Here is a 26035-nt window from a genome sequence, read left to right on the forward strand (position 1 = left end):
GATCACCAACCCAACCCACACCCCCGATTCGAAGGAGCACATCATGAGCGGAGCCGGAGCCCCGGATCTCACCGTCGACGCCACCGGCCTGCGGGTCGCCATCATCGCCGGCAGCTGGCACGCCGAGATCATGGAGCACCTCGTCGCTGGCGCCCAGCATTCGATCTCGGCAGCCGGAGCCGAGCACGAGACCTTCACCGTGGCCGGCGGGTTCGAGCTGCCGCTCGCGGCCCAGGTCGCCCTGGCGCCTCGTGAGGCGGGGGGCGGCGGGTTCGACGCTGCCGTGTGCCTGGGCATCGTCATTCGCGGCGGCACACCGCACTTCGAGTACATCAGCTCCGCGGTCACGGACGGCTTGACGCGCGTGCAGCTCGACGCGGGAAAGCCGATCGGGTTCGGCGTGCTGACCACCGACACGGAGCAGCAGGCGCTCGACCGTTCCGGCCGCCCGGGCGCTCCAGAGTCGAAGGGTCGCGAGGCCGCCGAGGCCGCACTGCACCTCGCGGTCGCCCTCCGCCGCATCTCGGCGTAGGCGCGTCACGTCCCTCTTCCCCTACCCACTTTCTGCGAGCCGGGTCACTTTCGGAGGGTGTTGCGGCCGGGCACGGGTCCAACACGCTCCGAAAGTGACCCCGCTCGCGAGAGGCGGTCCGCAAGGCAAGGGGGCGTCGCTCGGCGCTGCCGATCAGCGCGACGGCGTAGGCTGGGCGGGTGACCCGGCCAGCAGCATCAGCAGAACATTCCGCCGCAGACGACACCGCATCGGCCGGCAGCGCGACGACCACCGCCGCACCCCGCGGGCCGCGGGCCTCGTTGCGAGAGCTGCTCCCCTATCTCTTCGAGCAGCGCCGCCTGCTCGTCGTCGCCCTGGTGCTCGGCCTCGTCGCCGCGGTCGCCTCGCTCGTGCAGCCGCCCCTGCTCGGGCAGATCATCACCCGCGTCCAAGAGGGCCTGCCCCTGGCCGGCCTGCTCGGCCTGCTCTCCGTGATCGTCGTGGTCGGTGCCGTGCTCAGCGGCCTGCAGCACTACGTACTGCAGCGCATGGGCGAGGGCGTGGTGCTCACGAGCCGGAAGCGCCTGATCGCCAAGATCCTCCATCTGCCGATCGCGCAGTTCGATCGCCGCCGCACCGGCGATCTCGTCTCACGCGTCGGCAGCGACACGACGCTGCTGCGCGCGGTGCTGACGCAGGGCCTCGTCGAGGCGGCCAGCGGCATCCTCATCTTCGTCGGCGCCCTCGTCGGCATGCTCGTGATCGACCCGGCGCTGTTCGGGATCACCTTCAGCGTAATCGTCGTCGCGCTCGTGGTGGTCGTCGCGGTCTCCTCCCGGATCCGCCCGGCGGTCGCTCGCGCGCAGGAGAAGGTCGGCGACCTCGCCGCGCAGGTCGACCGGTCCATCTCGTCGATCCGCACCATCAGGGCGGCGGGGGCCGCCGAACGCGAGCAGGCCGCGACGGAGCGCGACGCGACCGAGGCGTATCTGCTCGGCATCAAGGTCGCTCGCATCTCGGCGTTCATCGTGCCCGTGTCATTCCTCGCGCTGCAGCTCTCGTTCCTGATCGTGCTCGGGCTCGGCGGGTTCCGGGTCGCCACGGGAGCGATCACCATCGCCCAGCTCGTCACGTTCATCATCTTCCTGTTCTTGATGGTGACGCCGCTCGCCCAAGCGTTCGGGGCGATCTCGGCCGTCAACCAGGCACTCGGAGCGCTCGGCCGCATCCAGGAGATCGCGAGCCTGGAGACCGAGGCGGAGCGCGACGCCGCCCGTTCCCCGCTCGGCCGTCTCGTGCCGCTCGCCGAGGTCCGCGACGACGGTGCGCCCGCGATCGAACTCGCCGATGTGCGCTTCACCTACCGTTCGGCCGCACCTGAGCGCGCCGACGCGCGCGAGCTCGTGCGCGGAGGCCGAGGTGCGCGCCGCGACGCTGAGGCCGCTCCCGCTGCACTCATCGAGACCGAGGTGCTGCGGGGGGTGAGCTTCACGGTGCCCCGCGGATCGCGGGTCGCTCTCGTCGGCCCCTCAGGTGCCGGCAAATCGACGATCCTCGGGTTGATCGAGCGCTTCTACGACCCCGAAGCGGGAACCGTCGCACTGCACGGCGCCGATGTGCGCACGCTCGATCGGGGCGAGCTGCGCCGCCAGATGGGGTACGTCGAACAGGATGCGCCCGTGCTCGCGGGAACGCTGCGCGAGAACCTGCTGCTGGCTGCACCCGAGGCGAGCGACGCTGCTTGTGAGCGCGTGCTGCGCGCCGTCAACCTGGGCCGCCTGCTCGAGCGCGGAGGCGCGTGGAAGACGGGGGATGCGAGTGCTGCGCTCGCCACTGCGCTCGACATGCCCGTCGGCGAGAACGGCGTGATGCTCTCGGGCGGCGAGAAGCAGCGACTCGCGATCGCGCGCGCCCTGCTCACGGCTCCGCCGATCCTGCTGCTCGACGAGTCGACCGCCAGCCTCGACGGCGTGAACGAGCGCCTCATGCGGGAGGCGCTCGACGCGGTCTCGACGGGGCGCACCCTCGTCGTGATCGCGCATCGACTGTCGACGGTCGTCGACTCGGACAAGATCGTGGTGCTCGACGAGGGACGCGTCATCGGCGAGGGCACGCACGAACAGCTCATCGCGAGCACCCCGCTGTATCGCGAGCTCGCGCAGCATCAGCTGCTCGTGCCCGAAGATCGCTGAGCGACGCCTGCAGCTGCGGCGTCAGGGACCGCCGCGATCAGCGTCTTGACGCGCGCTCCCGAACAGCCAGTCGACATTCGGCGTCAGTATCCAGCGGAAGGCGCGTTCGACGGGCGCGAGAGCGAGCACCGCCGCGAGCGAAACGGCTCCGGCGATCAGGATCACGACGCCGGACGCGCCGAGGCCGCCGATCGTATCGATCACCCCGGTCTGGCGCAGCGCCCAGACGATGGGCCCGTGCAGGAGGTAGACGGAGAGGGTGCGCGCGCCCCAGTCGGTGATGACGAGCCGGCGACGCGGGGTCACCCCGAGGACCGCGAACGTCATCGCTGCCGCGATCACGAACAGCGCCGCGGTGACGGCGACTCCCCCCAGTGAGGTTTCGAGCCAGTGGTGCGGCGCCCAATCACCGATCGGCGCTTCGGAGAAGCGCGCGCCGTAGCCGTCGCGCCAGGTCAGCCAATCATCGACGCGCCACCACGACCGCAGGCCGGGCACTGCGATGAGGATCGCGGCGACGAGCGCCAGGATGCCCCACGACACGGTGCGCACCCACCGGTGGGGCAGCGCGAACCACTGGCCGTTCAGCCATCCCCGGTTTCTCGCGAGCCAGCCGAGGACGAAGAACGGGAGGAACGTGAGCGTGCGGGCCGCAGAGAATTCGGTGCCGATCACCGGGATCACACCGCCGACGAGCGCGATCGCGACCGACACGACCAGCGGGCGACGCAGCTGGGCGAGGTACGGCAGCATGATCCGCATCGTGACGATGCTGACGAGGTACCAGAGCGTCCACGACGGCGAGATCAGGAACGATTCGGCTGGTGTCTCCTCGACGACGGCGAATCCGATCACCGCCCAGATCCCTTCCCAGAGCACCCAGACCACGATGAGCTGCACCGTCGCGCGGATCGTCTTCGACGAGGCGTTCGCGCGAGAGAAGTAGCCGCTCAGCAGGATCAACGCCGGCATGTGGAACAGGTAGAGGTAGGTGTAGACGCCGTAGGCGAGGGCCGTTTCGTGACGAACGGTGGAGATCGTATGGCCGACGACGACGAGCGCGATGAGCGCGAAGCGGGCGTTGTCCCAGAAGGCGACGCGGGGCGCCCCTGCCTGTCGGGCCGCCGATGCCGTCGTCGGAGAACTCATTTCTGTAGCCTAGCGACGCCGCCCGGCGTATTCTGACCGCATGTGCGCTTCTTACGGCCTCGGCGGCTCGCTCCCACTCGATCTCGAGCCGCTCAGCGAACCGGGCAGTGCAGCGCTCATCGATGCGTGGCTGGAGCAGCGGTCGGGCAACGCGAAGATCACGGGCAAGAACGCGCGCAACCTGAATCCGGTGATCACCGCCGATGCGTCGGGCGAGCGCCACGTGCAGCTCGCCTGGTGGTGGCTCTGGCTCGATGCGAGCGGTCCGGTGAAGTTCTCGGCGTTCAACTCTCGCGACGATCGGCTGCTGCGTTCGTGGAAGCGCCCGTTTCAGCACCGTGCGATACTGCCGGCGACCTGGTACGTCGAGAAACAGGGGCGCTTCCGTCTTCCGAGTGACGAGGCGTTCGGGATCGCCGCACTCACGTCGACGGTCACGCTCGAAGACGGCTCGGAGCTCATCAGCTATTCGATGGTGACGCGGGACGCCGTGGGTGAGGCCGCGGAGGTCTGGCCGCGCATGCCGCTCGTGCTGCCCCGCGAGATGCACGACGAGTGGCTGGATCCTGAGCGCCCGGGAGACGCGGCACTCGTCTCAGAGGTGCAGCACGCTTCGGACGGGATCTCGCGCGAGCTGACGAGGCGATGACGCGCCGGCGACCCACGCAGAAGGCCCCCGCCGGAGCGAGGGCCTTGTGGAGCCGACTTCGGGATTTGAACCCGAGACCTGTTCTTTACGAGGGAACTGCTCTACCCCTGAGCTAAGTCGGCGGAGTGCGAGAACGCTCTCGCACACGAGAGATCACTTTAGCACGTTCTGGCACCCGGTTCGCACACGTCGTTCACGAGCACTGCGGGTCGGAGGTCGGCACCGCCCCGGTGAGGAGGTACTCGTCGATCACGCCGTTGATGCAGGCGCTCTCGCCGTAGGCGGTGTGCCCCTCGCCGTTGTAGGTCACGAGCACGCCGCTCTCGAGCTGCTCCGCGAGCGACTCGGCCCAGCGATACGGCGTTGCGGGGTCCCCGGTGGTTCCGACGACGAGAATCGGATCGGCGCCGGCGCCCGTGACGGGCCCGCGCTCCGCCGCCGGCTGCTCGGGCCACGCCGCGCAGGCGAGGTCGCCGTAGCCTTGGAACCGTCCGATCGTCGGCGCGATCTCGGCGAGCTCGGCGGCGTCGGCGCGCATCTGATCGCGGTCGACGTCTCCGGCCGGGTAGTCGAGGCAGTTGATCGCAGTGAAGGCCTCGGTGGAGTTGCTCCGATACGTCCCGTTCTCCCGGTCGTAGTAGAAGTCTGCGAGCGTGAGCCCGATGTCTGGATCCCCCTGCGCCACCGACGAGAAGAGCTCGTCGAGGTAGCCCCAGTTGCTCTGCGCGTAGAGCGGAGTGATGATCGCGGTGAGCATCGTCGATGCCGTGAAGGAGCGGCCGTCAGACCCGGTCAGGGGTTTCGCGTCCACCTGGTCGAGCAGTGCGCTGATCTGCGCCATGCCCACGTCGACGGGTCCGTTCAAGGGGCAGTCCTGCCGCGAGATGCAATCGGCGACGTAGGTGCGCAGCGCCGTCTCGAAGCCGCGTGTCTGCTCGCGCACGACGTCGGAGAGGCTGGCCGCGGGGTCGATCGCACCGTCGAGCACCAGGCGGCCCGCACGCTCGGGATAGGCGTCCGCGTAGCGCGCACCGATGTAGGTGCCGTAGGAGTACCCCAGGTAGTTGAGCTTCGGATCGCCGACGATCGCGCGCAGCATGTCGAGGTCTTGCACGGTCTCCGCCGTGCTCACGTGCGCCAGCAGGTCTCCGGTCTCTTGGAGGCAGGCATCCCCGAAGGCCTGCTCGTGCGCGAGCGCCGCCTCCATCCATGCGTCGCTGCCGACGTCGAGGTCGGCCTCGGCTGGGTCGACGCCGAAGAGGTACTCGTCCATTCTGGCGTCGTCGAGACAGGTCACCGGCGACGAGGCCCCCACCCCTCGCGGGTCCCACGCCACGACGTCGTAGGCCTCTTGCACGTCGGGCTGCACGGCGCCGTCGGCGCCGCCCGAGAGGTAGTCGACGCCCGAGGCGCCGGGGCCGCCGGGGTTCACGAAGAGCGTGCCGGCGGCTTCACCCCCGAGCGCCTCCTGTTTCACGAGCCGGAGCACAATGGTCTCCCCCGACGGCTGATTCCAATCGAGCGGGGCGTGCACGACGGCGCATTCGAGGCCGTCCTCGCACCCGACCCATTCGGGTTGCTGCGCGCCGAAGCCGGCCACGGTGCCGTCGGGGAGGGCGGGGAGCTCGGGCTCCGGTGCCGTCGCCTGCTGCAGGAGTGCGGCGATCGGTGCGCAGCCGGTGACGGTGAGGGCCGCGACGGTGGCGAGTGCGGCGAATCCGAGGACGCGACGGGCGCGGGTCGAGCGCGAGTCGCGCTCACGATCATTCGCGAAGCGACGCAACGGGCGGTTCATCGAAGCGCTCCGTTCTCCGACGCCCCGAGCACGAGCATGTCGGCGGTGCTCTGGGTGGCGAAGAGGGCTTCGAGCACCAACCCGGGCGTGATGCCGCGCCCGAGGCGCTCCCGAGCGACCTCCACTGCGGCGACGACGGCGAGCGCGCGCTCCGCGCCCCATCGGTCGGCGAGTTCGGCGATCGCCGGCTCGCGTTCGAGGTTGATCAGCTCCGGTGATGCGCGCAGTGCGGTGAGCAGCACGTCTCTGAAGAGCGAGAGCAGATCGGTGAGGATCCGATCGATGCCGTCGCGCAGGCTTCGCGTCGCGCGGCGCTTCTGGTCCTCTTCGAGCGCGCGGATCTGGCTGCGCATCTGCGGGGGGATCGCCGCCCCTGCGGGGAGGCCGAGGCTGCGCAACGCGTCTTCGCGCTCGCGCTGGTCCAGGGTCTCGGTGAGCGCGGCAGCGTCGGCCTCTGCGATCTTCACGAGCGTCGCCGCGGCGCGCATGCCGTCCCCCAGCGTCTGAACGCTGAGGGCGACGTCGATCGTGCGCTCTCGGCGCGCCAGCGCGTCCGCGTCGCTCGCGAGTCGTCGGGCCATGCCGATGTGGCTCTGCGCGAGCCGCGCCGCCCGTTCCGCGACTCGGGCATCGATGCCATCGCGCTCGTGCAGCAGTCGCGCGATGTCGGCGGCGCCAGGCGTCACGAGGCGCAGCGATCGGGCGCGGGAGCGAATCGTGGGGAGCAGGTCGGCTTCGCTCGGCGCGCAGAGAATCCAGACGGTGCGCTCGGGCGGCTCCTCGAGGGCCTTCAGCAGCACATTGGATGTGCGCTCCGGCATCCGGTCCGCGTCTTCGATCACGATGACCCGGTATCGGCCTGCAGCCGGGGAGTAGTGGGCCGTCGTGACGATATCGCGTGCGGCCTTGATGTCGATGAGGAGCTTCTGCGTCGTGAGGACGCCGAGATCGGGGTGCGTGCGGGCGCGCACCTGGGCGAAGACCGCGTCGCGATCCTGCCCGCGCGCAATCAGGGCCGCGGCGAAGCGGAACGCGAGATTCGAGCGACCGGAACCGGGAGGACCCGTGATGAGCCACGCGTGCGACGGCGTCGTATCGAGGGCTGCGGCGGCGTCGAGGGTGCGCACCGCCTCCGGTTGACCCACGATCTCCGCCCAGTACTCCACCCCGGAATCGTATCGCGCCCCGCCGACACCGCGATGGGTGACCTCCCCTCGGCGATGCGAATCGCTCGACCCGTCCCGCACCCGCACCGCCCGCGTCCCGGCCGAGGGTGAAACCGCGGGTGAATAGTGCGTCGGGCCCTCCCGAAGACCGCACCCCGGGCATATGCTCTTCAGTGGTTGAAGATTCGTTCCCCCGAGTTCAGACCACGCTCCCGAGCCGTGTTTCCCCATATGGCACGGGAGACACGCCCCCGAACCTGTCCCCCAGGATTTCGGGGGCTTTTTCGTGCCCGCTCAGCGGAGATCGACGTACTCGGCGGTTCCCGCTTCCACTGCAGCCGCTCCCGCGCTGAGTTCCGCGGCGAGCGATGCCAGCACGGCGACCTCCTCCTCGGCGACGGAGATTCGCTGCAGCACCCGATCCGTGTACTCCGCTGCTCCCACCGCCCATCCCCGGCGACGCGCCTCGGCCTCGATCTGCGGCGCGATGTCGTACGCGCAGCTCACGGTAACGGATCGCCGCATCGCCCGTCGTTGCCGGCGCGCCCGCTGCGTCGCGATCGCGACACTCGACCGGTAGGCGCGCGTCAGCCCTCCGGCGCCGAGCAGCACGCCGCCGAAGTACCGCGTGACCACGGCCACCACGTCGCTGAGCCCGGCCGATACCAGGGCGTCGAGCATCGGGGCTCCAGCTGTGCCGCTCGGCTCGCCGTCGTCGTTCGAGCGCTGCACCCGCCCGTCCGGCCCGAGCACGAACGCGGAGCAGTGGTGCCGTGCGCGCGGGTGCTCTGCGCGCACGCGGGCGATCACCGCGCGCGCCGCGTGCTCGTCCTCCACGCGCTCGAGCCGCACGAGAAATCGTGAGCGGGAGATCTCCTGCTCGGCGTCCACCGGGGCCGCGATCGTCTCGTATTCCATCGCCCTCGCTCCGACCAGGGGCCTCGCTCCCGCCCCGACTACCATCGAGTCTATGGGCGGTGAAAGCGTACGGGTAGACACGTGGGTCTGGGGCGTGCGCCTCGCGAAGACTCGGAGCCAGGCCACGACTGCGTGCCGCGCCGGCCACGTCCGGGTGAACGGCGCGACAGCGAAGGCGTCGCAGGCGGTGCGGCTCGGAGACGAGGTGCGCGTGCGTCAGCACGGTTTCGACAAGGTCTACCGCGTCACCGGCCTCCCGGTGCGCCGCGGAAGCGCTGATGAGGCGGCGAAGCACTTCGAAGACCTCACGCCTCCTCCGCTCCCCCGAGTGGAGCGGCCGGCTGAGATCGTGCGCGATCGCGGCGCCGGCCGGCCGACGAAGCGCGAACGGCGCGACATCGACCGGCTGCGGGGCCGCGACGGCGAGGGCTAGCCCGCCGCCACCGATTCCGCCTCACGTCGTCGTCGCACGATCAGCAGCGCTCCCGCCCCGGTGAGCAGCAGGATCATAAGCGTGCGGGTTCCGAGCGTTACACTCGCTGGGTGCCGGCTCCCGTTGTTCTCGCGTCATCCGAGTGGTGTGCGCATGCGGAATCCCATGCGAGCCGGGCCCGCGCACTCACCGCCGCACACCTCGACCGCCGGCTCCGGCACGAGCGTCACCCGGTCGAGGATTTCCTCTGGACCTACTACTCCGTGAAGCCGTCTGAGCTCGCGAAGTGGCATCCCGGCGCCGGGGTGCGGCTCGCTGAGGCGCACGATCGCGCGACGTGGAAGTACTACCGCGCGGTCGGCACGGATCCGATCAGTGCTGGCAACGCCGACCGTCGCGTCAGCGCTGCCGAGGTTGATGTGGGTGCGTTCTTCGCGCGCCGCGGCGGCACGGTCGATTACGTGGAGCGGCTGCTGAGCGAGACGCTCTCCCGGCCGCCGCGCTTCGGATGCTTCGGCTTGCACGAGTGGGCGATGGTCTACCGCATGTCGCCCGAGCAACTGCGGCACACCTCGCTCCCCCTCCGCATCGGGCACGCGGCGACCGACCACGTCGTCGAGACGCACCCGATCAGGTGCTCCCATTTCGACGCGTACCGCTTCTTCACCCCCGATGCGGCGCCGCTCAACACGATGCGCCCGACGCGCGAGACGCAGCCGGAGACCGAGCAGTCAGGCTGCCTGCACGCCGGCATGGACGTGTACAAGTGGACGGCGAAGCTCGGGCCCATCGTCCCAGGCGAGGTACTGCTCGACGCCTTCGTGCTGGCCCGCGATATTCGCGAAGTCGACATGCGAGCCTCCCCCTACGATGTGAGCGCGTACGCGGGCGTCGACGGACGGCCGCTCGCCGCGGTGGCGATCGAAACCGCAGCGGGGAAGCGCGAGTACGCGCACCTCCAGCGCGGCTTCGCCGAACGCGGCGATGCGCTGCGTCGACGTGTGCTCGACGCGATCGCGGCGGCTCGCGCCGCCGTCGCGCCCGATGCGCAGCGTTAGAAGAGTGTGGGCGCGGGCACGCCGGGGGTCGCCTCCGCCGCCGCGTTCTGCGCGAGCGTGCGCGTGCGCGAAGTGCCCGTGCGCTCGAGGCCGTATCTCGAGATGAGCGGCCTGATGCGTGCGGCGAGTTCCACGCGGTACGCCTGCGGCGCCCGGCTCGATGCGCCCGGGTACAACGATCGGTAGAGCGGCAGCAGCTCGCGGTGCTCCCGTTCGAGCCATTCGAGAAACCACGGCTTCACGTGCGATCTCAAGTGCAGTGCTCCGTAGACGACGGATCGCGCCCCGGCATCGCGAATGTCTCTGATCAAGCGCTCGAGCTGGTCCGGTCCATCCGTCAGACCGGGGAGCACGGGCATGATGAAGACGTCGGCCGCGAGGCCCGCGTCCCGGGCGGCCGCGATCGTGTCGAGCCGCGCGCGAGTGGTCGGAGTGCCCGGTTCGATCGACTGCTGCAGTTCGTGGTCGCCGACGGCGATCGACATCGCCAGCTCGACGGGCACCCGTTCACTGGCGTCGACCAGCATCGGCAGGTCCCGCCGAAGCAACGTGCCCTTCGTCAGGATCGACATGGGCGTGCCACTCGCGGCGAGCGCTGAGATGATGCCGGGCATGAGACGGTACCGCCCCTCGGCCCGCTGGTACGGGTCGGTGTTGGTGCCGAGCGCGACGCACTCGCGCCCCCATCCGGGCCTCGCCAGCTCGCGCCCCAGCACCTCGGCCACGTTCACCTTCACGACGATCTGCGCGTCGAAGTCTTTGCCGGTGTCGAAATCGAGATACCGATGCGAGCCGCGGGCGAAGCAGTACACGCACGCGTGCGAGCACCCCCGGTACGGGTTGATGGTCCAGGAGAACGGCATCGACGATTCGCCCGGCACACGATTCAGCGCGCTCTTCGCGAGCACTTCATGGAACGCCATGCCAGCGTATTCCGGTGATCGCACGGTGCGGAGGTGCCCGGGGACTGCGGCCACCTGAGACATCGACAGACCGGCCAGCGCCCCATCCTCGGGTGCCGCAACCGATTGCCCACTCCACCTCATGCGAATATTCGAACATATGTTCGAATGGATTGCAAGTGAATCGCCAGCCGATGGCTATTCGTGCGACTCGCCCGCCACGCCGCGGCGCCACTGCGTCGGCGAGCAGCCGTAGCTGCGCGTGAACGCCCGGATGAACGTCGCGGAGTCGGAGTACCCCGATTCTCCGGCGATCGCGCGCACCGTCATGCCGCTGCGAACCCGCTCATCGAGCAGCTCCGTCGCACGACTCAAGCGAACGCGCCGCAGGTACGCCGCCGGCGAGTCCTCCGCTTCGGCGAAGAGCGCGTGCACCTGACGCACCGAGAGGAAGTGATGCGCCGCCAGGCGGTCGACGGTGACACCGGGATCACCGCAGTGCTCTCGCAGCCAGCGCTGCAGCACCGCGAGGCGCGCCCGGCGATCCTCATCGGGCGCCCCCTCCTGCGCGAGGGCTCGCATCACGACAGCGAGCGTGTCGCTCACGGCCCGCGCGATACCCGCCCCCGAGTGGGCGTCGAGCGAGAGCTGCCGCGATTGCAGGCTGAACAGCAGCGCGCGCAGGGCCGCCTGGCCCGGTACCGAAGACTCCATCAACCGCGCGACCGAACTGCCGATCGCGCGGTCGGAAAGCCCCAGCGACTCCCGGGTCAGCTGCAGCACGATGAGATCCTGCCCCTGCGTCGGCACCGACATGCGATACGGCTCCCCGGCATCGACGAACGCCAGCGCACCGGCGCCGAGCCGCGCGCCGCGGCCGCGCTGCGTCAGCGTCCAGGATCCGCGCAGCTGCATCATCACGAGCAGGTGATCGGTGGCGTCGGCGTCGACGAGGGCGCGCGGACGCTCGGCCTCGTGCGCGTCGAACGCCACGCGACTCACCCACATCGACGGAGAGATGCGGCGCTGGGCGATCCGGGCCGAGAAACGGGACCCATCCGCACGGCAGCGGAGCGGGACGAACATGCGACTGGCCAGGCGCTGCCACGCTTCGATCCCGTGCACGCTCATCGGCTCCATTGGCATCCCCCGGCGCTTCGACACTGCTTTGCTGCAATCCGCCATCACGCACCCGATCAGCGCCGCTCACTCGCGCAGATACTGCCAATGCTCCTGCAGAGGCGGCACATGCCGACGGGCATTCGGTGCCATACCGTGGTGTTACCGGTGATGCTACACGGTACGCAGCGGCGCAACGCAGCGCCTCGTCAGAATGGAGTCGCCATGTCAGGCAACAGGATCGTCGTCTACAAGGGCCCGGGCGAAGTGGCGGTCGAGAACTTCGACTACCCGACGCTGGAGCTGCCGCAAGAAGTCGCTGAGGGGCTCGGGATCAAGCGATCCGCCCCGCACGCCGTGATTCTCAAGCTCGTCACGACCAACATCTGCGGGAGCGATCAGCACATGGTGCGCGGCCGCACCACAGCGCCCGTCGGCCAGACGCTCGGGCACGAGATCACGGGCGAGGTCGTCGAGGTCGGCGACGACGTGCTCTTCCACAGCGTCGGCGACATCTGCTCCGTGCCGTTCAACATCGCCTGCGGCCGCTGTCGCATGTGCAACGAGGGCCAGACCGGGATCTGCCTGAACGTGAACCCCGCGCGTGCGGGCGCAGCCTACGGGTACGTCGACATGGGCGGCTGGCTCGGCGGTCAGGCCGAGTACGTCATGATCCCTTACGCCGACTTCAATCTTCTGAAGTTCCCCGACCGCGATGAGGCTCTGGAGAAGATCCTCGACCTCACGATGCTCTCCGACATCTTCCCGACCGGGTACCACGGCGCGGTCTCGGCTGGCGTCACCACCGGATCGACCGTCTACGTGGCGGGTGCCGGGCCGGTCGGCCTCGCGGCGGCGTACTCCGCGCAACTGCTCGGCGCCGCGACGGTCATCGTCGGCGACATGAACGCCGACCGCCTGCGGCAGGCCGAGAGCTTCGGCTGCGCCGCGGCAGACCTCTCGAAGGGCGACGCACTCGCCGACATCATCGCCGACATCGTGGGCGAGCCCGAGGTGGACGCCGCCGTCGACGCCGTCGGGTTCGAGGCGCGAGGGCACGGTCATGATGCGGCAGAGGCTCCGGCGACTGTGCTCAACGACGTCATGAGCGTCGCCAGAGCCGGCGCATCGCTCGGCATTCCGGGGCTCTACGTCACGGGCGACCCCGGAGCCGTCGACGAGGCGGCGAAGCACGGGCAGATCGGCGTGCGCCTCGGCCTCGGCTGGGCGAAGTCGCACCGCCTCGTGACGGGCCAGTGCCCGGTGAAGAAGTACAACCGGCAGCTGATGAACCTGATCCTCGCCGACCGCGCGCACATCGCCCAGGCGGTCGGAGCGACGACCATCAGCCTCGACCAGGCGGCCGAGGGCTACGCCCAGTTCGACGCGGGCGCCGCGCAGAAGTTCGTGATCGATCCGCACGGCATGGTGTCGTAACCCCGAGCGGCGTCAGTGATGCGCGGTGCGCGTTCTCATCGGCGTGCACCGCGCATCACTGCGTCGGGGCCGACTTACGCGTTGTGCTCGTCGGCGATCTGCGTGTGGTGCTGAATCACCTCGGCGACGACGAAGTTGAACCACTTCTCGGCGAACTCCGGGTCGAGGTGCGCGTCGACGGCGAGCCCTTTGAGCCGGTCGATCTGACGCGATTCCCGCGAGGGATCGGCGGCCGGCATGTCGTGCTCCGCCTTCAACTGCCCGACCTCCTGCGTGCAGCGGAATCGTTCGGCGAGCATGTGCACCAGCGCCGCATCGATGTTGTCGATGCTCGATCGCAGCCGTTCGAGGCGTTCGAGGGGGGTCGGCTCGCTCACGCGGTCCTCCGCCTATCCGAGGAGGTCGTGCAGCACCACGACCTGCTCGCGCTCGGGGCCGACGCCGACGGCCGAGATGCGCGATCCGCTCATGCCCTCGAGCGCGATGATGTAGTCCTGGGCGTTCTTCGGCAGATCCTCGAAGCGACGGGCGCCCGAGATGTCCTCGTTCCAGCCCGGGAACTCCTCGTACACGGGCTTCGCGTGGTGGAAGTCGCTCTGGTTCACCGGCATCTCGTCGTGCCGCACGCCGTTGACGTCGTAGGCCACGCAGACCGGGATCGTCTTGAGGCCGGAGAGCACGTCGAGCTTCGTCAGCACGAAGTCGGTGACGCCGTTGATGCGTGCGGCATAGCGGGCCATGGGCGCGTCGTACCAGCCGCAGCGGCGCGGCCGCCCAGTGGTGGTGCCGAACTCGAACCCCTGCTTGCGCAGGTAGTCGCCGGACTCGTCGAACAGTTCGGTCGGGAAGGGTCCGGCGCCCACGCGCGTGGTGTACGCCTTGACGACGGAGATCACGCGGTCGAGCGCGTGCGGCGGCAGCCCCGAACCGGTGCTCGCGCCGCCGGCCGTCGCATTCGAGGAGGTGACGAACGGGTAGGTGCCGTGGTCGATGTCGAGCATGGTCGCCTGTCCGGCTTCGAACAGCACCGTCTTGTCGTCCTGCATCGCCTCGTGCAGCAGCAGCGCCGTGTCGCACACCATCGGCTCGAGCATCTCGCGATAGCTGAGCAGGTCTTCGACGACCTCGTCGGCGGAGATGGCGCGGCGGTTGTAGATCTTGACGAGCACCTGGTTCTTGAACTCGAGCGCGGCCTCGACCTTCTGCCGCAGAATGCCCTCGTCGAAGATGTCTTGGATGCGGATGCCGACACGGTTGATCTTGTCGGCGTACGCGGGACCGATGCCGCGACCCGTCGTGCCGATCTGACGCTTTCCGAGGAAGCGCTCCGTCACCTTGTCGAGCGTGCGGTGGTACGCCGTGATGACGTGGGCGTTCGCGCTGACCTTGAGCCGCGAGACATCGACGCCGCGGCCGCCGAGCGCTTCGAGTTCACCGCGGAGCACTTCGAGGTCGACGACGACGCCGTTCGAGATCACCGGGGTCACGCCGGGGGTCAGAATCCCTGACGGGAGCAGGTGGAGCGCGTACTTCTCCGCCCCGACGACGACGGTGTGGCCGGCGTTGTTGCCGCCGTTGAACTTGACGACGTAGTCGACGCGGCTGCCGAGGAGGTCGGTGGCCCGACCCTTCCCCTCGTCGCCCCACTGGGCACCGGTGATGAGCACTGCGGGCATTTCAGCCCCTTCCTTCGGCAACGGCACGTACCGGCCCAGTCTAGCGAAGGGCCGCCGTCTCCCGGCGGAGCCCGCCGTCCGGCGACGAATCGCCGGGGCGGAACGGTCAGCGCTCCCGTTCGATCGCGGCGATCGCCGCCGGGTCGGCGCCGTCGAGGAACTCCGTGAGCCGCTCGACCTCGCTCGCCTCGCCGATGCGCTCGGCCGCGCGTCGCAGCGCGTACAGTGCGCGCAATACCCCGCGATTGGGCTCGTGCGACCACGGGACGGGGCCCGCCCCGCGCCATCCGGCCTTGCGCAGCGCGTCGAGGCCCCGGTGATAGCCGACGCGCGCGAAGGCGTACGCCTCGATCTCGCGCCCCTCGGCGTCGGCTGCGTCGGCGAGCAGCGCCCAGACGAGCGGCGACTCCGGGTGCTCGCGCACGACGGCGTCGAGGTCGCGCTCCGAGTCGAGCGCCTGCGACACCGCGGTGTCGGCAGCCAGGAGAGTGGGTTCTGGTTCGAGCAGATTCGCGCCGATCATCCTGTCAGTGTAGCGATGCGGCTCCGAGGAGACGCCGGTTCACGCCTGCAGCCGCATCGACATGAGGATGCGCTTGAGCGTCGCGTACTCTTCCGACTGCATGAAGGCTTCGGCTTCCGCTCGACTCGCGAATACGCGCCCGCTCGAGGTGCTGTCGACCTGCATCCAGTCGGCGGCGACAACGGAATTCGACGGCGTCGCCCCCGTGCCGCCGAGCAGCCGGTTGTAATACATGCAGCTGTCGCGCGGGGTGAAGTTCGCGAGCGACAGGCTGGCCACGGCGCCGTCTCCGAGGTTCGAGACCCGGTACACGAACCGCGCGTCCGTGGTCGGCGCGCCTGCCTCATCGGTGGGTTCGGGCACGAACCCCGCGATCTCGACCGGCTCCGCGTCGAGCTCCTCGATGTGCAGGGTGGCCATTTCCGGAGTGCATGCACCGCCCAGCCCGGTGACCCGGTTCGAGAAGTAGAGCTGTGCAGCACCGTCCGGGTCCACGATCTGCGCTTGGAAGAACCCCATCTCGTCATAGGCGGAGGGCAGGCGCACCAACGACCACCCGGAGGGCAGCTCGAAGCTCACGGGACCGGCCGCGTCACCTGCGCGATCCCACGGCTCCGGGGTGGGCTCCGGCGGCGTGGTGGGCTCCGGAGTCGGCGCCGGTTCCGATGTCTCGGTCGGAGTGGCGGAGGGATCGGACGTGGACGGAGTGCTCGTCGCTCCGGGCGCAGTCGAGGGCTCGGTCGCGCACCCGGTCAGCAGGATCGCACTGCACAGCACCGCGGCAGCGCAGGTGAGGATCGTTCGCATGCGCTCACCGTAGCGCTGACCGTTCCGTTGACGCGAGTGGTCAGCGGTAATTCACGAACTGCAGAGCGACGTCGATGTCAGCGCCCTTGAGCAGCGCCATCGTCGCCTGCAGGTCATCGCGGCTCTTGGAGGAGACGCGCAACTCGTCGCCCTGGATCTGGGACTTCACGCCCTTCGGGCCCTCGTCGCGGATCAGCTTGTTGAGCTTCTTCGCGGTGGCCTGATCGATGCCTTCCTTCAGCTGCGCGTCGATGCGGTACTCCTTGCCGCTGGCGTAGGGCTCACCGGTGTCGAGCGCCTTCAACGAGAGCCCGCGCTTGATGAACTTCGAGTGCAGCACGTCGAGCACGGCGTTCGCGCGCTCTTCCGTGTTCGCCTTGATCTGCACCTTCTCACCGGAGAGCGAGACGTCGGCGCCGACGCCCTTGAAGTCGTAGCGCTGCTCGACCTCCTTGCGCGCCTGGTTCACCGCGTTCTCGACCTCCATCGAGTCGATCTTGCTCACCACGTCAAACGAAGAATCAGCCATGCCCCCAGCGTACCCGAGGGGCAGCGCCGCCACCCCCTCCCGATCCGGGTCGCTCTGGGAGGGTGTCGGCTCCCGAAGGAACTGCGACACCCTCCCCGAGTGACCCGCCGCACGGGAAGCTACAAAAAGTGATGACACGTATTCGCTGAACGAATGATTTGCTAAGCTGTCTGGGTTCCGCACGCCGCACCGCACTCGAAAGGACTCCTCACCGTGTCTGCAACTCAGGCCGCCCCGCATCGGGCTCGCCGCCTCCCCCGCTGGATGACGTCGTTCGGGTGGCAGATCCTCGCCGCCCTCGTCATCGGCCTCGTGCTCGGCGGCGTCGCCATGTCGCTCGGCCCCGACGCCGAGGACAACCCCAACGGCCTGCACGCCACGCTGGCGACCATCGGCGACAGTTACGTCTCGCTACTGCGCGCGGCAGTGATCCCGCTCGTCTTCACGGCGATCGTCTCGAGCATCGTCGGGTTGCGCAAGGTGACGAATGCGGCTCGCCTCGCGGGCCAGACTCTGCTCTGGTTCGCCATCACCGCGCTGATCGCGGTGACCATCGGCATCGTGCTCGGCGTCACGCTGCAACCCGGCTCGACCGCATCGCAGACCGCGCTGACCCCCGAAGAGCCCGGTTCGGTCGGCACCTGGTGGAACTTCCTCACCGGCCTCGTCCCCGCCAACTTCCTCGGACTCGGCGTTTCCGGCAGCGTCGATGCCGGCAGCGGCGCGCTCTCTGCGAGCCCGAGCTTCAATGTGCTGCAGGTCATCGTGATCTCGGCCGCCGTGGGCATCGCAGCGCTCAAGATCGGCGAGAAGGCCGAACCGTTCATCGTGCTCACGGAATCAGCGCTCGCGATCATCCAGAAGATCCTGTGGTGGATCATCCGCCTCGCCCCGATCGGCACGATCGGCCTCATCGGCAACGCCGTCGCCGAGTACGGGTGGAACCAGATGGGCACGCTCACGTGGTTCGTCGCGGTGCTGTACCTCGGACTCGCGCTGGTGCTCTTCGTGGTCTACCCGATTCTCGTGAAGTCGCACGGCCTCTCCGTGAAGCAGTACTTCTCAGGAGTGTGGCCGGCCGTGCAGCTCGGCTTCGTGAGCCGCTCGTCCATCGGCACACTGCCGCTCACCCAGCGCGTCACCGAGCGCAACCTCGGCGTGCCGCGCGGCTACGCCTCCTTCGCCGTGCCGCTCGGAGCGACGACCAAGATGGACGGGTGCGCCGCGATCTACCCGGCAGTCGCGGCGATCTTCATCGCGCAGTTCTTCGGCATCGACCTCACGATCGTGCAGTACCTGCTCATCGTCATCGTCTCGGTAGTCGGCTCCGCGGCGACCGCGGGCACGACGGGCGCGACCGTGATGCTGACGCTCACGCTGTCGACGCTCGGGCTTCCGCTCGAGGGCGTCGGGCTGCTTCTCGCAGTCGACCCCATCATCGACATGGGTCGCACGGCCGTGAACGTCGCCGGTCAGGCGCTCGTTCCCGCAATCGTCGCGAAGCGCGAGGGAATCATCGACCTCGATCTGTACAACGCGCCACGTCAGGGGCTCGCATTCGACAACACCGACGTCGAGGAGCACCGCGCGTCGGAGGAGGCGTCGCAAGACGAGCGCGAAGCGACGCTGCGCCGGGGCTGACACTCGGCCCTCCCGAATCATGCGCTGAGCATCGGAGACGGGGGGGGGGGGGGGGGGGGGTGGGGGCCCCCCCCCCCCCGCGCGCCCGCGCGGGCGGGGGGCCCCCCCCCCCCCCCCCCCCCACCGCGGCGCGCCCCCGGCGCCGGGGGGGGGGGGGGGGCCCCCCCCCCCCCCCCCCCCCCCCCCCGCTCGGCGTCGTACGGCAGGAGATGCGCGGCCGCTATCGCACCGCTGCGCGCCGCATCGCGAACCAGGTGACGACGAGCGCCAGCACGATCGTGACGATCGCCCCCAGAGCGATGTCTGCCCGGGTGATGCCCATCACGATCTCCGGCAGTTGCGGTGCGAACACCAGGAGGAGAATCGCGAGCACGAGCCCGATGGCCGATCCCACGATCGCCGGGCCCTTCGCCCCAAATCGCACCCAGATCGCACCGAAGAAGCCGCCGATCGTGAGGCAGAAGAGCACTCCGAGGAAGCCGGTGACGGCGAGCACCCACGGGTCGCCGGCGCCGAGCAGATACACGTCGAGCACGTACACCGACATGAACCAGTGGTCCGTGGCGAGTTCGATGCCGAGCAGTAGCACCAGCAGGAGCGCGATGTACGCGGCCTGCAGCACGTTCGAGAGCATCGTGCCGAGGATGAAGTTGCGGCGCGTGGTTCCGAGGGTCAGCGCGAAGGGATAGGTCGTCGCCACGGCCTGCACGCCGTAGTAGACGAGGAATCCGGGCAGCGACCAGACGACGCCGCCGTTCTGCCGCGCTCCGTCGACGTACTCGGCACCGCCCGCGCCTCCCGTGGCGCGCTGGATGGCGAGCGCGATGACGATCGAGATCACCATGACCAGTGCGAGGATGACGATCGGAACTGTGACGAAGCTCCCGATCTTGTTCATGTGCAGGCGAGTCACATTGATGATGCGGTTCATGCTGCGCTCCGTTCCATATGCGTGTCCGCCCCGTCGTCCGCGACGGTGTCGCCGAGGCCGTAGGCGGCGACGAGATCTTGCAGTGATACGGGGGCGAGTTCGAGCCCGCCGGCCTCGGCTCGATGCTGCGCCGTCATCGGCGTGTTGACGACCGCTGTTGCGAGGCCGCCGACGCGTCGGCGTGACAGCACCGGCAGTCCTGAGAGGAAGCCGTCGACCTCACTCGCCTTGCCCGCGACCTGGAAGGCGCTCCCGCGCATCGCATCGACGTCTTCGTGCCGAACGATGCGCCCCTGGTCGATCACGATCACGCGCTCGAGCAGCCGGTCCATCTCATCGATGAGATGGGTGGAGAGCACGACCGTGCGAGGGCGCTCCGCGTAATCGCGCAGCAGCTCGTCGTAGAAGATCGCCCGCGCCGTCGCGTCGAGACCCAGGTAGGGCTCGTCGAAGAAGGTGATGGGCGCCCGGGAGGCGAGTCCGAGCACGATGCCGAGCGCCGACATCTGTCCGCGCGAGTACTTCTTGATGATCGGCTTGGACGGGATGCGGAACGCGTCGATGAGGCGATCCGCGACCTCCTGATTCCAGTTCGGGAACGAGAATCGTGCTGCTCGGGTAGCGAGTTTCAGGGTGTAATCGTCGGGGTATCGCTGGTTATCGCGCACGAAGCACATCTGCTCGATGGTCTCGGCGCGCTCGAAGGGATCGTGGCCGCCGACCTTGACCGAGCCAGAGCTCGGCCGATCCTGCGCCGTGATCAGCGACATGAGGGTGGTCTTGCCCGCGCCGTTGCGGCCGAGCAGCCCGGTGATGGTGTTCGCGTGCACCTGCACGGTGACGTCGTCGAGCGCGGTGGCGCCGCGATAGCGCCGCGTGAGCCCGTGCGTCTCAATAGCGATCTGGGTCATTGTTCCGCTTCCTGTTCGATGAGCCGGATGACATCGGAGTGGGTGAGGCCGAGGGCGGCGGCTTCATGGAGCAGCGGCCGCACGAATCGCTCGGTGAGGCCCTGCTGACGCTCCTGAGCGATACGGGCCCTCGCGCCTGCGGCGACGAACATGCCGATGCCGCGTTTCTTGTAGAGGATCCCCTGATCGACGAGCAGGCTGAGCCCTTTGCCCGCCGTCGCGGGGTTGATGCGCATGTGCGCGGCGAGCTCGTTCGTCGAGGGAACCTGCTCGTCCTCGTCGTACGTGCCGCGCAGGATGTCGTCTGCGAGGCGGTCGGCGAGCTGGAGGAAGATCGGACGGTTGTCATCGAACACTCCTCACCTCGTTTCAGTCGGGGTCGCTGACTCGGACGGATTCGCCTCGCAGCTTCCTTGGTTAGTTACTTCACTAATGAACCTACATACCGCCGCCGAGTCTGTCAACGAGCACTTGCGGAGCATTCATCTGATGAACTACCGTTGGGGTGCTCCGGCCGCGTCATGCCGCCGACTCCCGCGAACCGAAGGATCCGCCATGCCCTCCAGCAACATCGTCGTCGCCCACGCGGAGACCGGTCTCGTCACGGCCGAGGTGCTGCGCGCCGATCGCATATCCCCCGGCTTCGTGCGCCTCACCGTCGGCGGCGACGACTTCTCACGCTGGCGTCACCTCGGCTTCGATCAGTGGTTCAGACTCGCCATGCCCGTTGCCGGCGAAGCGACCCGATTCGATCGCATGTCCGATCGATTCGATACTCGCGGGTACCTGAAGTACCTGGCCCTGCCGAAGGCGACGCGGCCCGAGATCCGCAACTACACCGTGCGGGCGTTCCGACCCGAGACGAACGAGATGGACATCGACTTCGTCGCGCACGAATCGGACGATCCGGCGCACGCGGGCGTCGCCGCGCCCTGGGCCACGTCGCTCCCCATCGGCGACCGGGTGGCGCTGATCGATCAGGGATGCGGATACCGCGCGGTCGAGGACGCCGATCGCGTCGTGCTGGCGGGCGACGAGAGCGCGCTCCCCGCGGTGCTCGGCATCCTGCGCGACATCGGACCGGAGAGCACGGGCCACGCGATCATCGAGGTGCCCAACGCTGCGGATTGCCAACCGGTCGAGGCCCCGAGCGGCGTCGACGTGCAGTGGATCGTTCGCGAGCCGGGCGCTCACCCCGGATCCGCGGCCCTCGATGCGCTTCGCGAGCTCCCGGCATCAGCCACGGCCGGCCCCGTCTCGGCGTTCGTCGCAGGCGAGCAGCAGCTCGCAACCGGCGGCCGCCGTCATCTCGTCAACGAGTGCGGCGTCGCCAAGCAGGCGGTCGATTTCTGCGGATACTGGCGGCACCGATAGAGCTCCGAAACGGACCGATCCTGGCCCCGAATGACAACGGTGTAATTCTCCACAGTGCCGCTACAGTCCTGTGCACAACCATCCCGAGAGCCACTCGGGGAAGCGCGCACCAACCCTCACGAACGCCGTGATTCCGCCGGAGCATCGACCATCCACAGTGTGAATCACACCCGTGTAGTTATCCACAGGGGCGGCGCAGCGCAGCGCTACAGGATCCCGCACTCCATCGCGCGCGTCACCGCTCGCGTGCGATCCGACACGCCCAGCTTCTCGAACGCTCGCAGCAGGTGAGTCTTCACCGTCGACTCGCCGATGAACAGCCGCCCCGCGATCTCCGGGTTGCTCATCCCATCCCCGACCAACCGCAGAATCTCGACCTCCCGAGGAGTGAGCCGCGGGCCCCGCTCCGCGCGATCCTCAGGGCCGGCGTGAGCCCGAGCGACCAGCTGCGCGGCGATCGACGGCGCGAGCACGGTCTGCCCGGCGGCAACCGCGCGCACACCGGCCGCCAGCTCGTCAGCGGGTGCAGCCTTGACGAGATACCCGTTCGCCCCGGCCTCGATGGCGGCGAGGATCTGATCATCCTCCTCGTACGTCGTGAAGACGAGCACGCGCGGAGGCGACGCCGTGAGGCGGGTGAGTCGACGGGTGGCCTCGACGCCGCCCATTCCCGGCATCCGGAGATCCATGAGCACGACGTCCGGGCGCGCGGCCGACACCAGGTCGAGCGCGGCTTCCCCGGAAGCCGCCTCGCCGACCACCTCGAAATCAGGCTCCGTCGCGAGCAGACCCGCGATACCAGCACGCACGATCGGGTGATCGTCCACGACCAGAATGCGCACCATCAACGAACCCCTTCTCGCTCGTGACCGGGCGCGGCCGCCGCAACGCTCGCCGGCAGTCGCACCTCCAGGCGTGCACCGCACCTCGGCCCACCGCCGAACCGCACCTCACCGCCCACTCCTCGGATGCGGTCGGCAAGGCCCGACAGGCCGTACCCGCCGACAGAGGCCCCGCCGCCCGCGGCTTCCGGCCCCACCCCGTCGTCATCGACTCGGAGGACGACGGATCCGTCATCACCGCGCACCAGCATCACCGAGATCCTCGCCGCCTGCGCGTGCTTGCGCGCATTCGCCAGGCCCTCCTGAGTCGCCCGCAGCAGCATCACCTGCCGCTCGCGGTCCAGCTGCAACGACTCGAGCTCGCACGTCACCAGCAGCCCCGTATCCTCCCTGAGGCGGGTCACCGTCCGCTCGATCGATGCCTCCAGGCTGCCGTCGCCGAGCGGTTGGGTCGTCGCAACCAGCACCCTCGCCTCCTGCAACGACTCTCGGGCCGCTGAGCGCACCCGTTCGAGCCGATCCCGCGCGGCAGCGGCATCACCTGCGGCGAGCGCGCGATCCACCTGCTCGCTCAGCATCACGAGACCGGTGAGCGTCTGCGTGAGCGTATCGTGCAGGTCGCGCGAGATCCGCTCCCGCTCGGCAGAGGCACCGGCGGCCTCCGAGAGCGCGGCCACTTCGTGCTGCGAGCGCCGCAGCGCCTCCGCGAGTTCGCGGTGACGCTCCCCCTGCGCGTGAATGCCCGTGATCCACGTTCCCATGACCAGCGCGAAGACGAGCGAGAGGGCCGAGACGGCGAACGCACCCCAGAAGCCGCCGGCGCGACCGAAGGGATCACCCGGGCCGACGAAACCGATGCACACCGCCACCGCGAGTGCCGCACTCCACGCGACCGCTTCTCGATAGCGGCGCGCGACCGTCCAGACCAGCGGATACCCGATGGTCTGGAGCGTGGCGTACGAGGTCACCCCGAACGTCGCAACCCCCACCAGCAGCACCAGCCCGACCAGGAAGAGCGCATCGGCAGCGGTCGCAGGCAGATCGCGCACGGCTCGAAGCATCACGCGCCGCCCGACCGCGAGATACCAGAGCGCGAGCACCGCCAGCGGCGCGAAGGTCCAGGCCACCCGATCCGGCGCCGCGGGCGCACCGTCGAACTGCAGCTCGCGACCGCCGACGATGCCCATCGCGACGAGGGTGACCACGACGCCGGCATCCCACCAGCGCAGCGGAAAGCGCCCCGACGCGATCCCCGGTGTCTCCAGCTGACTCATGGCATCACTCTCTCACGACCGCCGCTCACCCCGCGCTCCGCTCCGTGGGCTGCCGCCGTGGGCGGCACCAGCCGCGGTCGCGAATGCTCACGCATTCGCCTATGACCGCCGCTCACCCCGCGCTCCGCTCCGTGGGCTGCCGCCGTGGGCGGCACCAGCCGCGGTCGCGAATGCTCACGCATTCGCCTATGACCGCCGCTCACCCCGCGCTCCGCTCCGTGGGCTGCCGCCGTGGGCGGCACCAGCGGCGGTCGCGAATGCTCACGCATTCGCCTATGACCGCCGCTGCCATCTGAACGTGAGGAGGCTGAGCGCGAGGCCCGCTGCGAGCCAGGCCGCCAGGTTCAGGGCGACGAGACCGAGATCCCACGACTCCCCGAGCTCCTGCAACTGGAAATGATCGGGCAGGAACACCGAGCGCATCCCCTGCGCCAACCACTTCAACGGGAACAGGCTCGCCACCTGCTGCAACCACTCCGGCAGCATCGAGAACTGCAGGTACACGCCCGAGATGAACTGCAGCAGCAGCACCACCGGCAGGATCACCGCTGTCGCACTGCGCGACGAGCGGGGCAGCGCCGAGAGTGCGACGCCGAGGAGGGCCATCGCGATGATCCCGAGCCCGAACAGCCAGGCCAATCGCCCCCACAGCTCCGGCTCCGTCGGAAGCTCCACCTGGAAGGCGACCACGGCGAACGCGATGAGCAGCAGCAGCTGAGCGAGGGCGGTCACGAGGATCATGCCGATCTTGCCGATGAAATAGCTCACCGGCGACAGCGGAGTGCCGCCCAAGCGCCGCAACCATCCGTCGCTCCGCTCGCGGGCGATATCGGTGGCGAGATTCTGCACTCCGATGAGGAGCAATCCTGCAGCGGCCATGCCGGGGAGGTAGTAGGCGGCCATCGTCACGCCCCCGGTGCCGTCTGCACGCGCACCGACCTCGCCGGACGTCTGAAAGGCGACCCCGAAGATTCCCAGCATCACGAGCGGGAAGAGGAACGTGAAGAAGACGGCATCTGGCGTCCGGAAGTAACCGCGCAACTCGAATCCGATGTTGTTCCACCCCGAGCGGAGGATCCCGGGGAGCCGGGGTGCGACGCCGTTCGAGTGGGGCCCCGAGTCGTCCGTTCCTGCCGCTCGCGCTGGCCCTGCCACCTGAGCGGGACCCGCCCCCCGTTTCGCATCGTTCGTCGTCATCGTTCCGCTCCGTTCGCGCCGATCAGGTTCAAATAGATGTCTTCGAGTGCCGGGCGTCGCACTTCGAGCTCGGCCGGCCCGGTCGGGATGCCGATCTCTCGCGCCTCGTGCATCAACCGTTCGACGACCACGCCGGGCACAGCGGTGCGCTCCTCGTGACGCACCCCCGCGGCGTCGCGCCAGCTGACCACCGGGGTGCGAGCCTCGGCGCCGCCGAGCAATTCGGGCGTCGCCTCGGCGACGATCCTGCCGCCGGAGAGCACGCCAACGCGATCGGCCAGGTACTCCGCCTCGTCGAGATAGTGGGTGGTGAGCAGCACCGCAGCGCCCTCACCCGTCAGGCCGTCGAGCATCGCCCAGAAGTGACGCCTCGCTTCGGGATCGAAACCGGTGGTCGGCTCGTCGAGGAAGACGAGCTCCGGCCGCCCGATGATGCCGAGTGCGACATCGAGCCGCCGCTGCTGTCCGCCCGAGAGCTTCGTCGCCCGCGTCTTCGCCTGCTCCGTGAGCCCGACGAGATCGAGCACCTCGTCGACGCCGCGAGGGTTCGGGTAGAGCGTCGCGAAGTGCGCGATCAGCTCGCGCGGGGTGTAGGGGCCGGCGTCCCCGGTCGACTGCGCCACGATGCCGATCCTCGACTTCCACGCGCGCGGCGCCGAGAGGGGGTGCTCGCCGAGCACCGAGATGTCGCCGCTCGTCGCTCGTCGCACGCCTTCGAGCACCTCGATGGCCGTGCTCTTACCCGCGCCATTCGGCCCGAGCAGCGCATACGTCTCGCCTCGGGCGATGTCGAGGTCGACGCCGTCGAGCACCCGTCGCGATCCGTACTGCTTCGTGAGCCCGCGCACCGAAACGGCCGCGGAGCTGAGTGTGCTGTTCATGTTTCCAGACTGCCCGTCGCGGCGGCTGACGGGAACGACCGGATGGGCGACCTGATGTCCACCGATCGGAGGACCCGCGCCGGGTTCCGCGTGGGGTCCGCGCTCCCGCCGCGGGCTCGCCGAGCGTAGGCTGGAGCG

General features: G+C 69.2%; 26 protein-coding genes and 1 tRNA gene. 8 read left to right on the plus strand and 19 right to left on the minus strand.

Features of this window, described 5'->3' with window-relative positions; translation table 11 throughout:
* The first annotated feature begins 43 nt into the window (after positions 1-43).
* Positions 44-532: a 6,7-dimethyl-8-ribityllumazine synthase gene (gene ribH, locus WFH23_RS13695; protein WP_090152869.1), complete on the plus strand. Its 489-nt coding sequence runs from the start codon at positions 44-46 to the stop codon at positions 530-532.
* Positions 533-711: 179 nt separating this feature from the next.
* A complete protein-coding gene (locus tag WFH23_RS13700) occupies positions 712-2685 on the plus strand; it encodes an ABC transporter ATP-binding protein (protein ID WP_336662943.1) in 1974 nt (657 codons plus the stop codon).
* 21 nt (positions 2686-2706) lie between these two features.
* Here WFH23_RS13700 and WFH23_RS13705 read toward each other — a convergent pair whose 3' ends face one another.
* Positions 2707-3834, minus strand: coding sequence for an acyltransferase family protein (locus WFH23_RS13705; protein ID WP_336662944.1), 1128 nt, complete (start codon positions 3832-3834; stop codon positions 2707-2709).
* Positions 3835-3874: 40 nt separating this feature from the next.
* Between WFH23_RS13705 and WFH23_RS13710 the strand changes: the two genes are divergently transcribed.
* The gene (locus WFH23_RS13710; RefSeq protein ID WP_336662945.1) at positions 3875-4483 is read left to right on the plus strand and encodes an SOS response-associated peptidase family protein; all 609 of its coding nucleotides are present in this window, start codon (positions 3875-3877) and stop codon (positions 4481-4483) included.
* Between the two features lie 47 nt (positions 4484-4530).
* On the opposite strand, the gene WFH23_RS13715 is transcribed toward WFH23_RS13710, so the two are convergent.
* The 4 genes from WFH23_RS13715 to WFH23_RS13730 all read right to left on the minus strand — a co-directional run bounded on the left by WFH23_RS13715 (position 4531) and on the right by WFH23_RS13730 (position 8362).
* Positions 4531-4605, minus strand: a tRNA-Thr gene (locus WFH23_RS13715).
* A 71-nt stretch (positions 4606-4676) separates the two neighbouring features.
* On the minus strand, positions 4677-6278 hold the full coding sequence (locus WFH23_RS13720; protein ID WP_336662946.1) for an alpha/beta hydrolase: 1602 nt from the start codon (positions 6276-6278) through the stop codon (positions 4677-4679).
* A complete protein-coding gene (locus WFH23_RS13725) occupies positions 6275-7444 on the minus strand; it encodes a DNA polymerase III subunit delta' (protein WP_090153052.1) in 1170 nt (389 codons plus the stop codon). The genes WFH23_RS13720 and WFH23_RS13725 overlap by 4 nt, the downstream gene beginning before the upstream one ends.
* 294 nt (positions 7445-7738) lie before the next feature.
* On the minus strand, positions 7739-8362 hold the full coding sequence (locus WFH23_RS13730; RefSeq protein WP_090152886.1) for a YigZ family protein: 624 nt from the start codon (positions 8360-8362) through the stop codon (positions 7739-7741).
* 52 nt (positions 8363-8414) lie between these two features.
* Between WFH23_RS13730 and WFH23_RS13735 the strand changes: the two genes are divergently transcribed.
* Together WFH23_RS13735 and WFH23_RS13740 are read left to right on the plus strand one after the other, a co-directional pair.
* Positions 8415-8795 carry an RNA-binding S4 domain-containing protein gene (locus WFH23_RS13735; protein ID WP_090152888.1) on the plus strand — a complete coding sequence of 127 codons (381 nt, stop codon included), beginning with the start codon at positions 8415-8417 and terminating at the stop codon, positions 8793-8795.
* 110 nt (positions 8796-8905) lie between these two features.
* Positions 8906-9853, plus strand: a complete 948-nt coding sequence (locus tag WFH23_RS13740; protein WP_336662947.1) for a 3-methyladenine DNA glycosylase — start codon at positions 8906-8908, stop codon at positions 9851-9853.
* Here WFH23_RS13740 and WFH23_RS13745 read toward each other — a convergent pair.
* Together WFH23_RS13745 and WFH23_RS13750 are read right to left on the minus strand one after the other, a co-directional pair.
* Positions 9850-10899, minus strand: a complete 1050-nt coding sequence (locus WFH23_RS13745; RefSeq protein ID WP_336662948.1) for an Rv2578c family radical SAM protein — start codon at positions 10897-10899, stop codon at positions 9850-9852. The genes WFH23_RS13740 and WFH23_RS13745 overlap by 4 nt on opposite strands.
* A gap of 54 nt (positions 10900-10953) precedes the next feature.
* Positions 10954-11886: a helix-turn-helix domain-containing protein gene (locus WFH23_RS13750; protein WP_336662949.1), complete on the minus strand. Its 933-nt coding sequence runs from the start codon at positions 11884-11886 to the stop codon at positions 10954-10956.
* 213 nt (positions 11887-12099) lie between these two features.
* Here WFH23_RS13750 and fdhA point away from each other — a divergent pair, with 213 nt between their 5' ends.
* Entirely contained in the window at positions 12100-13311 is a 1212-nt protein-coding gene (fdhA, locus tag WFH23_RS13755; protein ID WP_200331989.1) for a formaldehyde dehydrogenase, glutathione-independent, read from the plus strand.
* A 74-nt stretch (positions 13312-13385) separates the two neighbouring features.
* Here fdhA and WFH23_RS13760 read toward each other — a convergent pair whose 3' ends face one another.
* From WFH23_RS13760 to WFH23_RS13780, 5 genes are all read right to left on the minus strand, one after another.
* Positions 13386-13688 (minus strand): chorismate mutase, encoded by a 303-nt coding sequence (locus WFH23_RS13760; protein WP_090152909.1) that lies wholly within the window; start codon positions 13686-13688, stop codon positions 13386-13388.
* A 12-nt stretch (positions 13689-13700) separates the two neighbouring features.
* On the minus strand, positions 13701-14987 hold the full coding sequence (locus WFH23_RS13765) for an adenylosuccinate synthase (protein WP_090152914.1): 1287 nt from the start codon (positions 14985-14987) through the stop codon (positions 13701-13703).
* 106 nt (positions 14988-15093) lie between these two features.
* Positions 15094-15510 (minus strand): DUF3151 domain-containing protein, encoded by a 417-nt coding sequence (locus tag WFH23_RS13770; protein WP_336662950.1) that lies wholly within the window; start codon positions 15508-15510, stop codon positions 15094-15096.
* Between the two features lie 39 nt (positions 15511-15549).
* Positions 15550-16317, minus strand: coding sequence for a hypothetical protein (locus WFH23_RS13775; RefSeq protein WP_336662951.1), 768 nt, complete (start codon positions 16315-16317; stop codon positions 15550-15552).
* Positions 16318-16357: 40 nt separating this feature from the next.
* On the minus strand, positions 16358-16846 hold the full coding sequence (locus WFH23_RS13780) for a YajQ family cyclic di-GMP-binding protein (RefSeq protein WP_090153057.1): 489 nt from the start codon (positions 16844-16846) through the stop codon (positions 16358-16360).
* Positions 16847-17110: 264 nt separating this feature from the next.
* Between WFH23_RS13780 and WFH23_RS13785 the strand changes: the two genes are divergently transcribed.
* Positions 17111-18487 carry a dicarboxylate/amino acid:cation symporter gene (locus WFH23_RS13785; RefSeq protein WP_336662975.1) on the plus strand — a complete coding sequence of 459 codons (1377 nt, stop codon included), beginning with the start codon at positions 17111-17113 and terminating at the stop codon, positions 18485-18487.
* Between the two features lie 220 nt (positions 18488-18707).
* On the opposite strand, the gene WFH23_RS13790 is transcribed toward WFH23_RS13785, so the two are convergent.
* The 3 genes from WFH23_RS13790 to WFH23_RS13800 are packed head-to-tail and all read right to left on the minus strand — an operon-like array spanning position 18708 to position 20685.
* Positions 18708-19418, minus strand: a complete 711-nt coding sequence (locus WFH23_RS13790; RefSeq protein WP_336662952.1) for a hypothetical protein — start codon at positions 19416-19418, stop codon at positions 18708-18710.
* Complete coding sequence (locus WFH23_RS13795; protein WP_090152937.1) at positions 19415-20329, minus strand: ABC transporter ATP-binding protein; 915 nt, start codon at positions 20327-20329, stop codon at positions 19415-19417. The genes WFH23_RS13790 and WFH23_RS13795 overlap by 4 nt, the downstream gene beginning before the upstream one ends.
* Positions 20326-20685 carry a GntR family transcriptional regulator gene (locus WFH23_RS13800; RefSeq protein ID WP_336662953.1) on the minus strand — a complete coding sequence of 120 codons (360 nt, stop codon included), beginning with the start codon at positions 20683-20685 and terminating at the stop codon, positions 20326-20328. Before WFH23_RS13800 ends, WFH23_RS13795 begins: the two co-directional genes overlap by 4 nt.
* Before the next feature lie 199 nt (positions 20686-20884).
* On the opposite strand from WFH23_RS13800, the gene WFH23_RS13805 reads away from it, so the two are divergent.
* Positions 20885-21703 carry a siderophore-interacting protein gene (locus tag WFH23_RS13805; RefSeq protein ID WP_336662955.1) on the plus strand — a complete coding sequence of 273 codons (819 nt, stop codon included), beginning with the start codon at positions 20885-20887 and terminating at the stop codon, positions 21701-21703.
* 206 nt (positions 21704-21909) lie between these two features.
* Here WFH23_RS13805 and WFH23_RS13810 read toward each other — a convergent pair whose 3' ends face one another.
* The 4 genes from WFH23_RS13810 to WFH23_RS13825 all read right to left on the minus strand — a co-directional run bounded on the left by WFH23_RS13810 (position 21910) and on the right by WFH23_RS13825 (position 25897).
* A complete protein-coding gene (locus WFH23_RS13810) occupies positions 21910-22548 on the minus strand; it encodes a response regulator (RefSeq protein ID WP_090152945.1) in 639 nt (212 codons plus the stop codon).
* A complete protein-coding gene (locus WFH23_RS13815) occupies positions 22548-23819 on the minus strand; it encodes a sensor histidine kinase (RefSeq protein ID WP_336662957.1) in 1272 nt (423 codons plus the stop codon). The genes WFH23_RS13810 and WFH23_RS13815 overlap by 1 nt, the downstream gene beginning before the upstream one ends.
* A gap of 273 nt (positions 23820-24092) precedes the next feature.
* The gene (locus tag WFH23_RS13820; protein WP_090152950.1) at positions 24093-25016 is read right to left on the minus strand and encodes an ABC transporter permease; all 924 of its coding nucleotides are present in this window, start codon (positions 25014-25016) and stop codon (positions 24093-24095) included.
* Complete coding sequence (locus tag WFH23_RS13825) at positions 25013-25897, minus strand: ABC transporter ATP-binding protein (protein ID WP_090152954.1); 885 nt, start codon at positions 25895-25897, stop codon at positions 25013-25015. Before WFH23_RS13825 ends, WFH23_RS13820 begins: the two co-directional genes overlap by 4 nt.
* Between the last annotated feature and the right edge of the window lie 138 nt (positions 25898-26035).

It is taken from the genome of Leucobacter sp. USHLN154 (assembly GCF_037145595.1).
Classification (GTDB): Bacteria; Actinomycetota; Actinomycetes; order Actinomycetales; family Microbacteriaceae; genus Leucobacter; species Leucobacter alluvii.

Bases quoted from the DNA above. Each gene is read 5' to 3' on its own strand.
- ribH (WP_090152869.1), top strand. From the start codon at position 44: ATGAGCGGAGCCGGAGCCCCGGATCTCACCGTCGACGCCACCGGCCTG.
- WFH23_RS13705 (WP_336662944.1), bottom strand. From the start codon at position 3,834: ATGAGTTCTCCGACGACGGCATCGGCGGCCCGACAGGCAGGGGCGCCC.
- WFH23_RS13710 (WP_336662945.1), top strand. From the start codon at position 3,875: ATGTGCGCTTCTTACGGCCTCGGCGGCTCGCTCCCACTCGATCTCGAG.
- WFH23_RS13720 (WP_336662946.1), bottom strand. From the start codon at position 6,278: ATGAACCGCCCGTTGCGTCGCTTCGCGAATGATCGTGAGCGCGACTCG.
- WFH23_RS13730 (WP_090152886.1), bottom strand. From the start codon at position 8,362: ATGGAATACGAGACGATCGCGGCCCCGGTGGACGCCGAGCAGGAGATC.
- WFH23_RS13735 (WP_090152888.1), top strand. From the start codon at position 8,415: ATGGGCGGTGAAAGCGTACGGGTAGACACGTGGGTCTGGGGCGTGCGC.
- WFH23_RS13745 (WP_336662948.1), bottom strand. From the start codon at position 10,899: ATGAGGTGGAGTGGGCAATCGGTTGCGGCACCCGAGGATGGGGCGCTG.
- WFH23_RS13750 (WP_336662949.1), bottom strand. From the start codon at position 11,886: ATGAGCGTGCACGGGATCGAAGCGTGGCAGCGCCTGGCCAGTCGCATG.
- fdhA (WP_200331989.1), top strand. From the start codon at position 12,100: ATGTCAGGCAACAGGATCGTCGTCTACAAGGGCCCGGGCGAAGTGGCG.
- WFH23_RS13765 (WP_090152914.1), bottom strand. From the start codon at position 14,987: ATGCCCGCAGTGCTCATCACCGGTGCCCAGTGGGGCGACGAGGGGAAG.
- WFH23_RS13770 (WP_336662950.1), bottom strand. From the start codon at position 15,510: ATGATCGGCGCGAATCTGCTCGAACCAGAACCCACTCTCCTGGCTGCC.
- WFH23_RS13775 (WP_336662951.1), bottom strand. From the start codon at position 16,317: ATGCGAACGATCCTCACCTGCGCTGCCGCGGTGCTGTGCAGTGCGATC.
- WFH23_RS13780 (WP_090153057.1), bottom strand. From the start codon at position 16,846: ATGGCTGATTCTTCGTTTGACGTGGTGAGCAAGATCGACTCGATGGAG.
- WFH23_RS13785 (WP_336662975.1), top strand. From the start codon at position 17,111: ATGACGTCGTTCGGGTGGCAGATCCTCGCCGCCCTCGTCATCGGCCTC.
- WFH23_RS13790 (WP_336662952.1), bottom strand. From the start codon at position 19,418: ATGAACCGCATCATCAATGTGACTCGCCTGCACATGAACAAGATCGGG.
- WFH23_RS13795 (WP_090152937.1), bottom strand. From the start codon at position 20,329: ATGACCCAGATCGCTATTGAGACGCACGGGCTCACGCGGCGCTATCGC.
- WFH23_RS13805 (WP_336662955.1), top strand. From the start codon at position 20,885: ATGCCCTCCAGCAACATCGTCGTCGCCCACGCGGAGACCGGTCTCGTC.
- WFH23_RS13810 (WP_090152945.1), bottom strand. From the start codon at position 22,548: ATGGTGCGCATTCTGGTCGTGGACGATCACCCGATCGTGCGTGCTGGT.
- WFH23_RS13815 (WP_336662957.1), bottom strand. From the start codon at position 23,819: ATGAGTCAGCTGGAGACACCGGGGATCGCGTCGGGGCGCTTTCCGCTG.
- WFH23_RS13820 (WP_090152950.1), bottom strand. From the start codon at position 25,016: ATGACGACGAACGATGCGAAACGGGGGGCGGGTCCCGCTCAGGTGGCA.
- WFH23_RS13825 (WP_090152954.1), bottom strand. From the start codon at position 25,897: ATGAACAGCACACTCAGCTCCGCGGCCGTTTCGGTGCGCGGGCTCACG.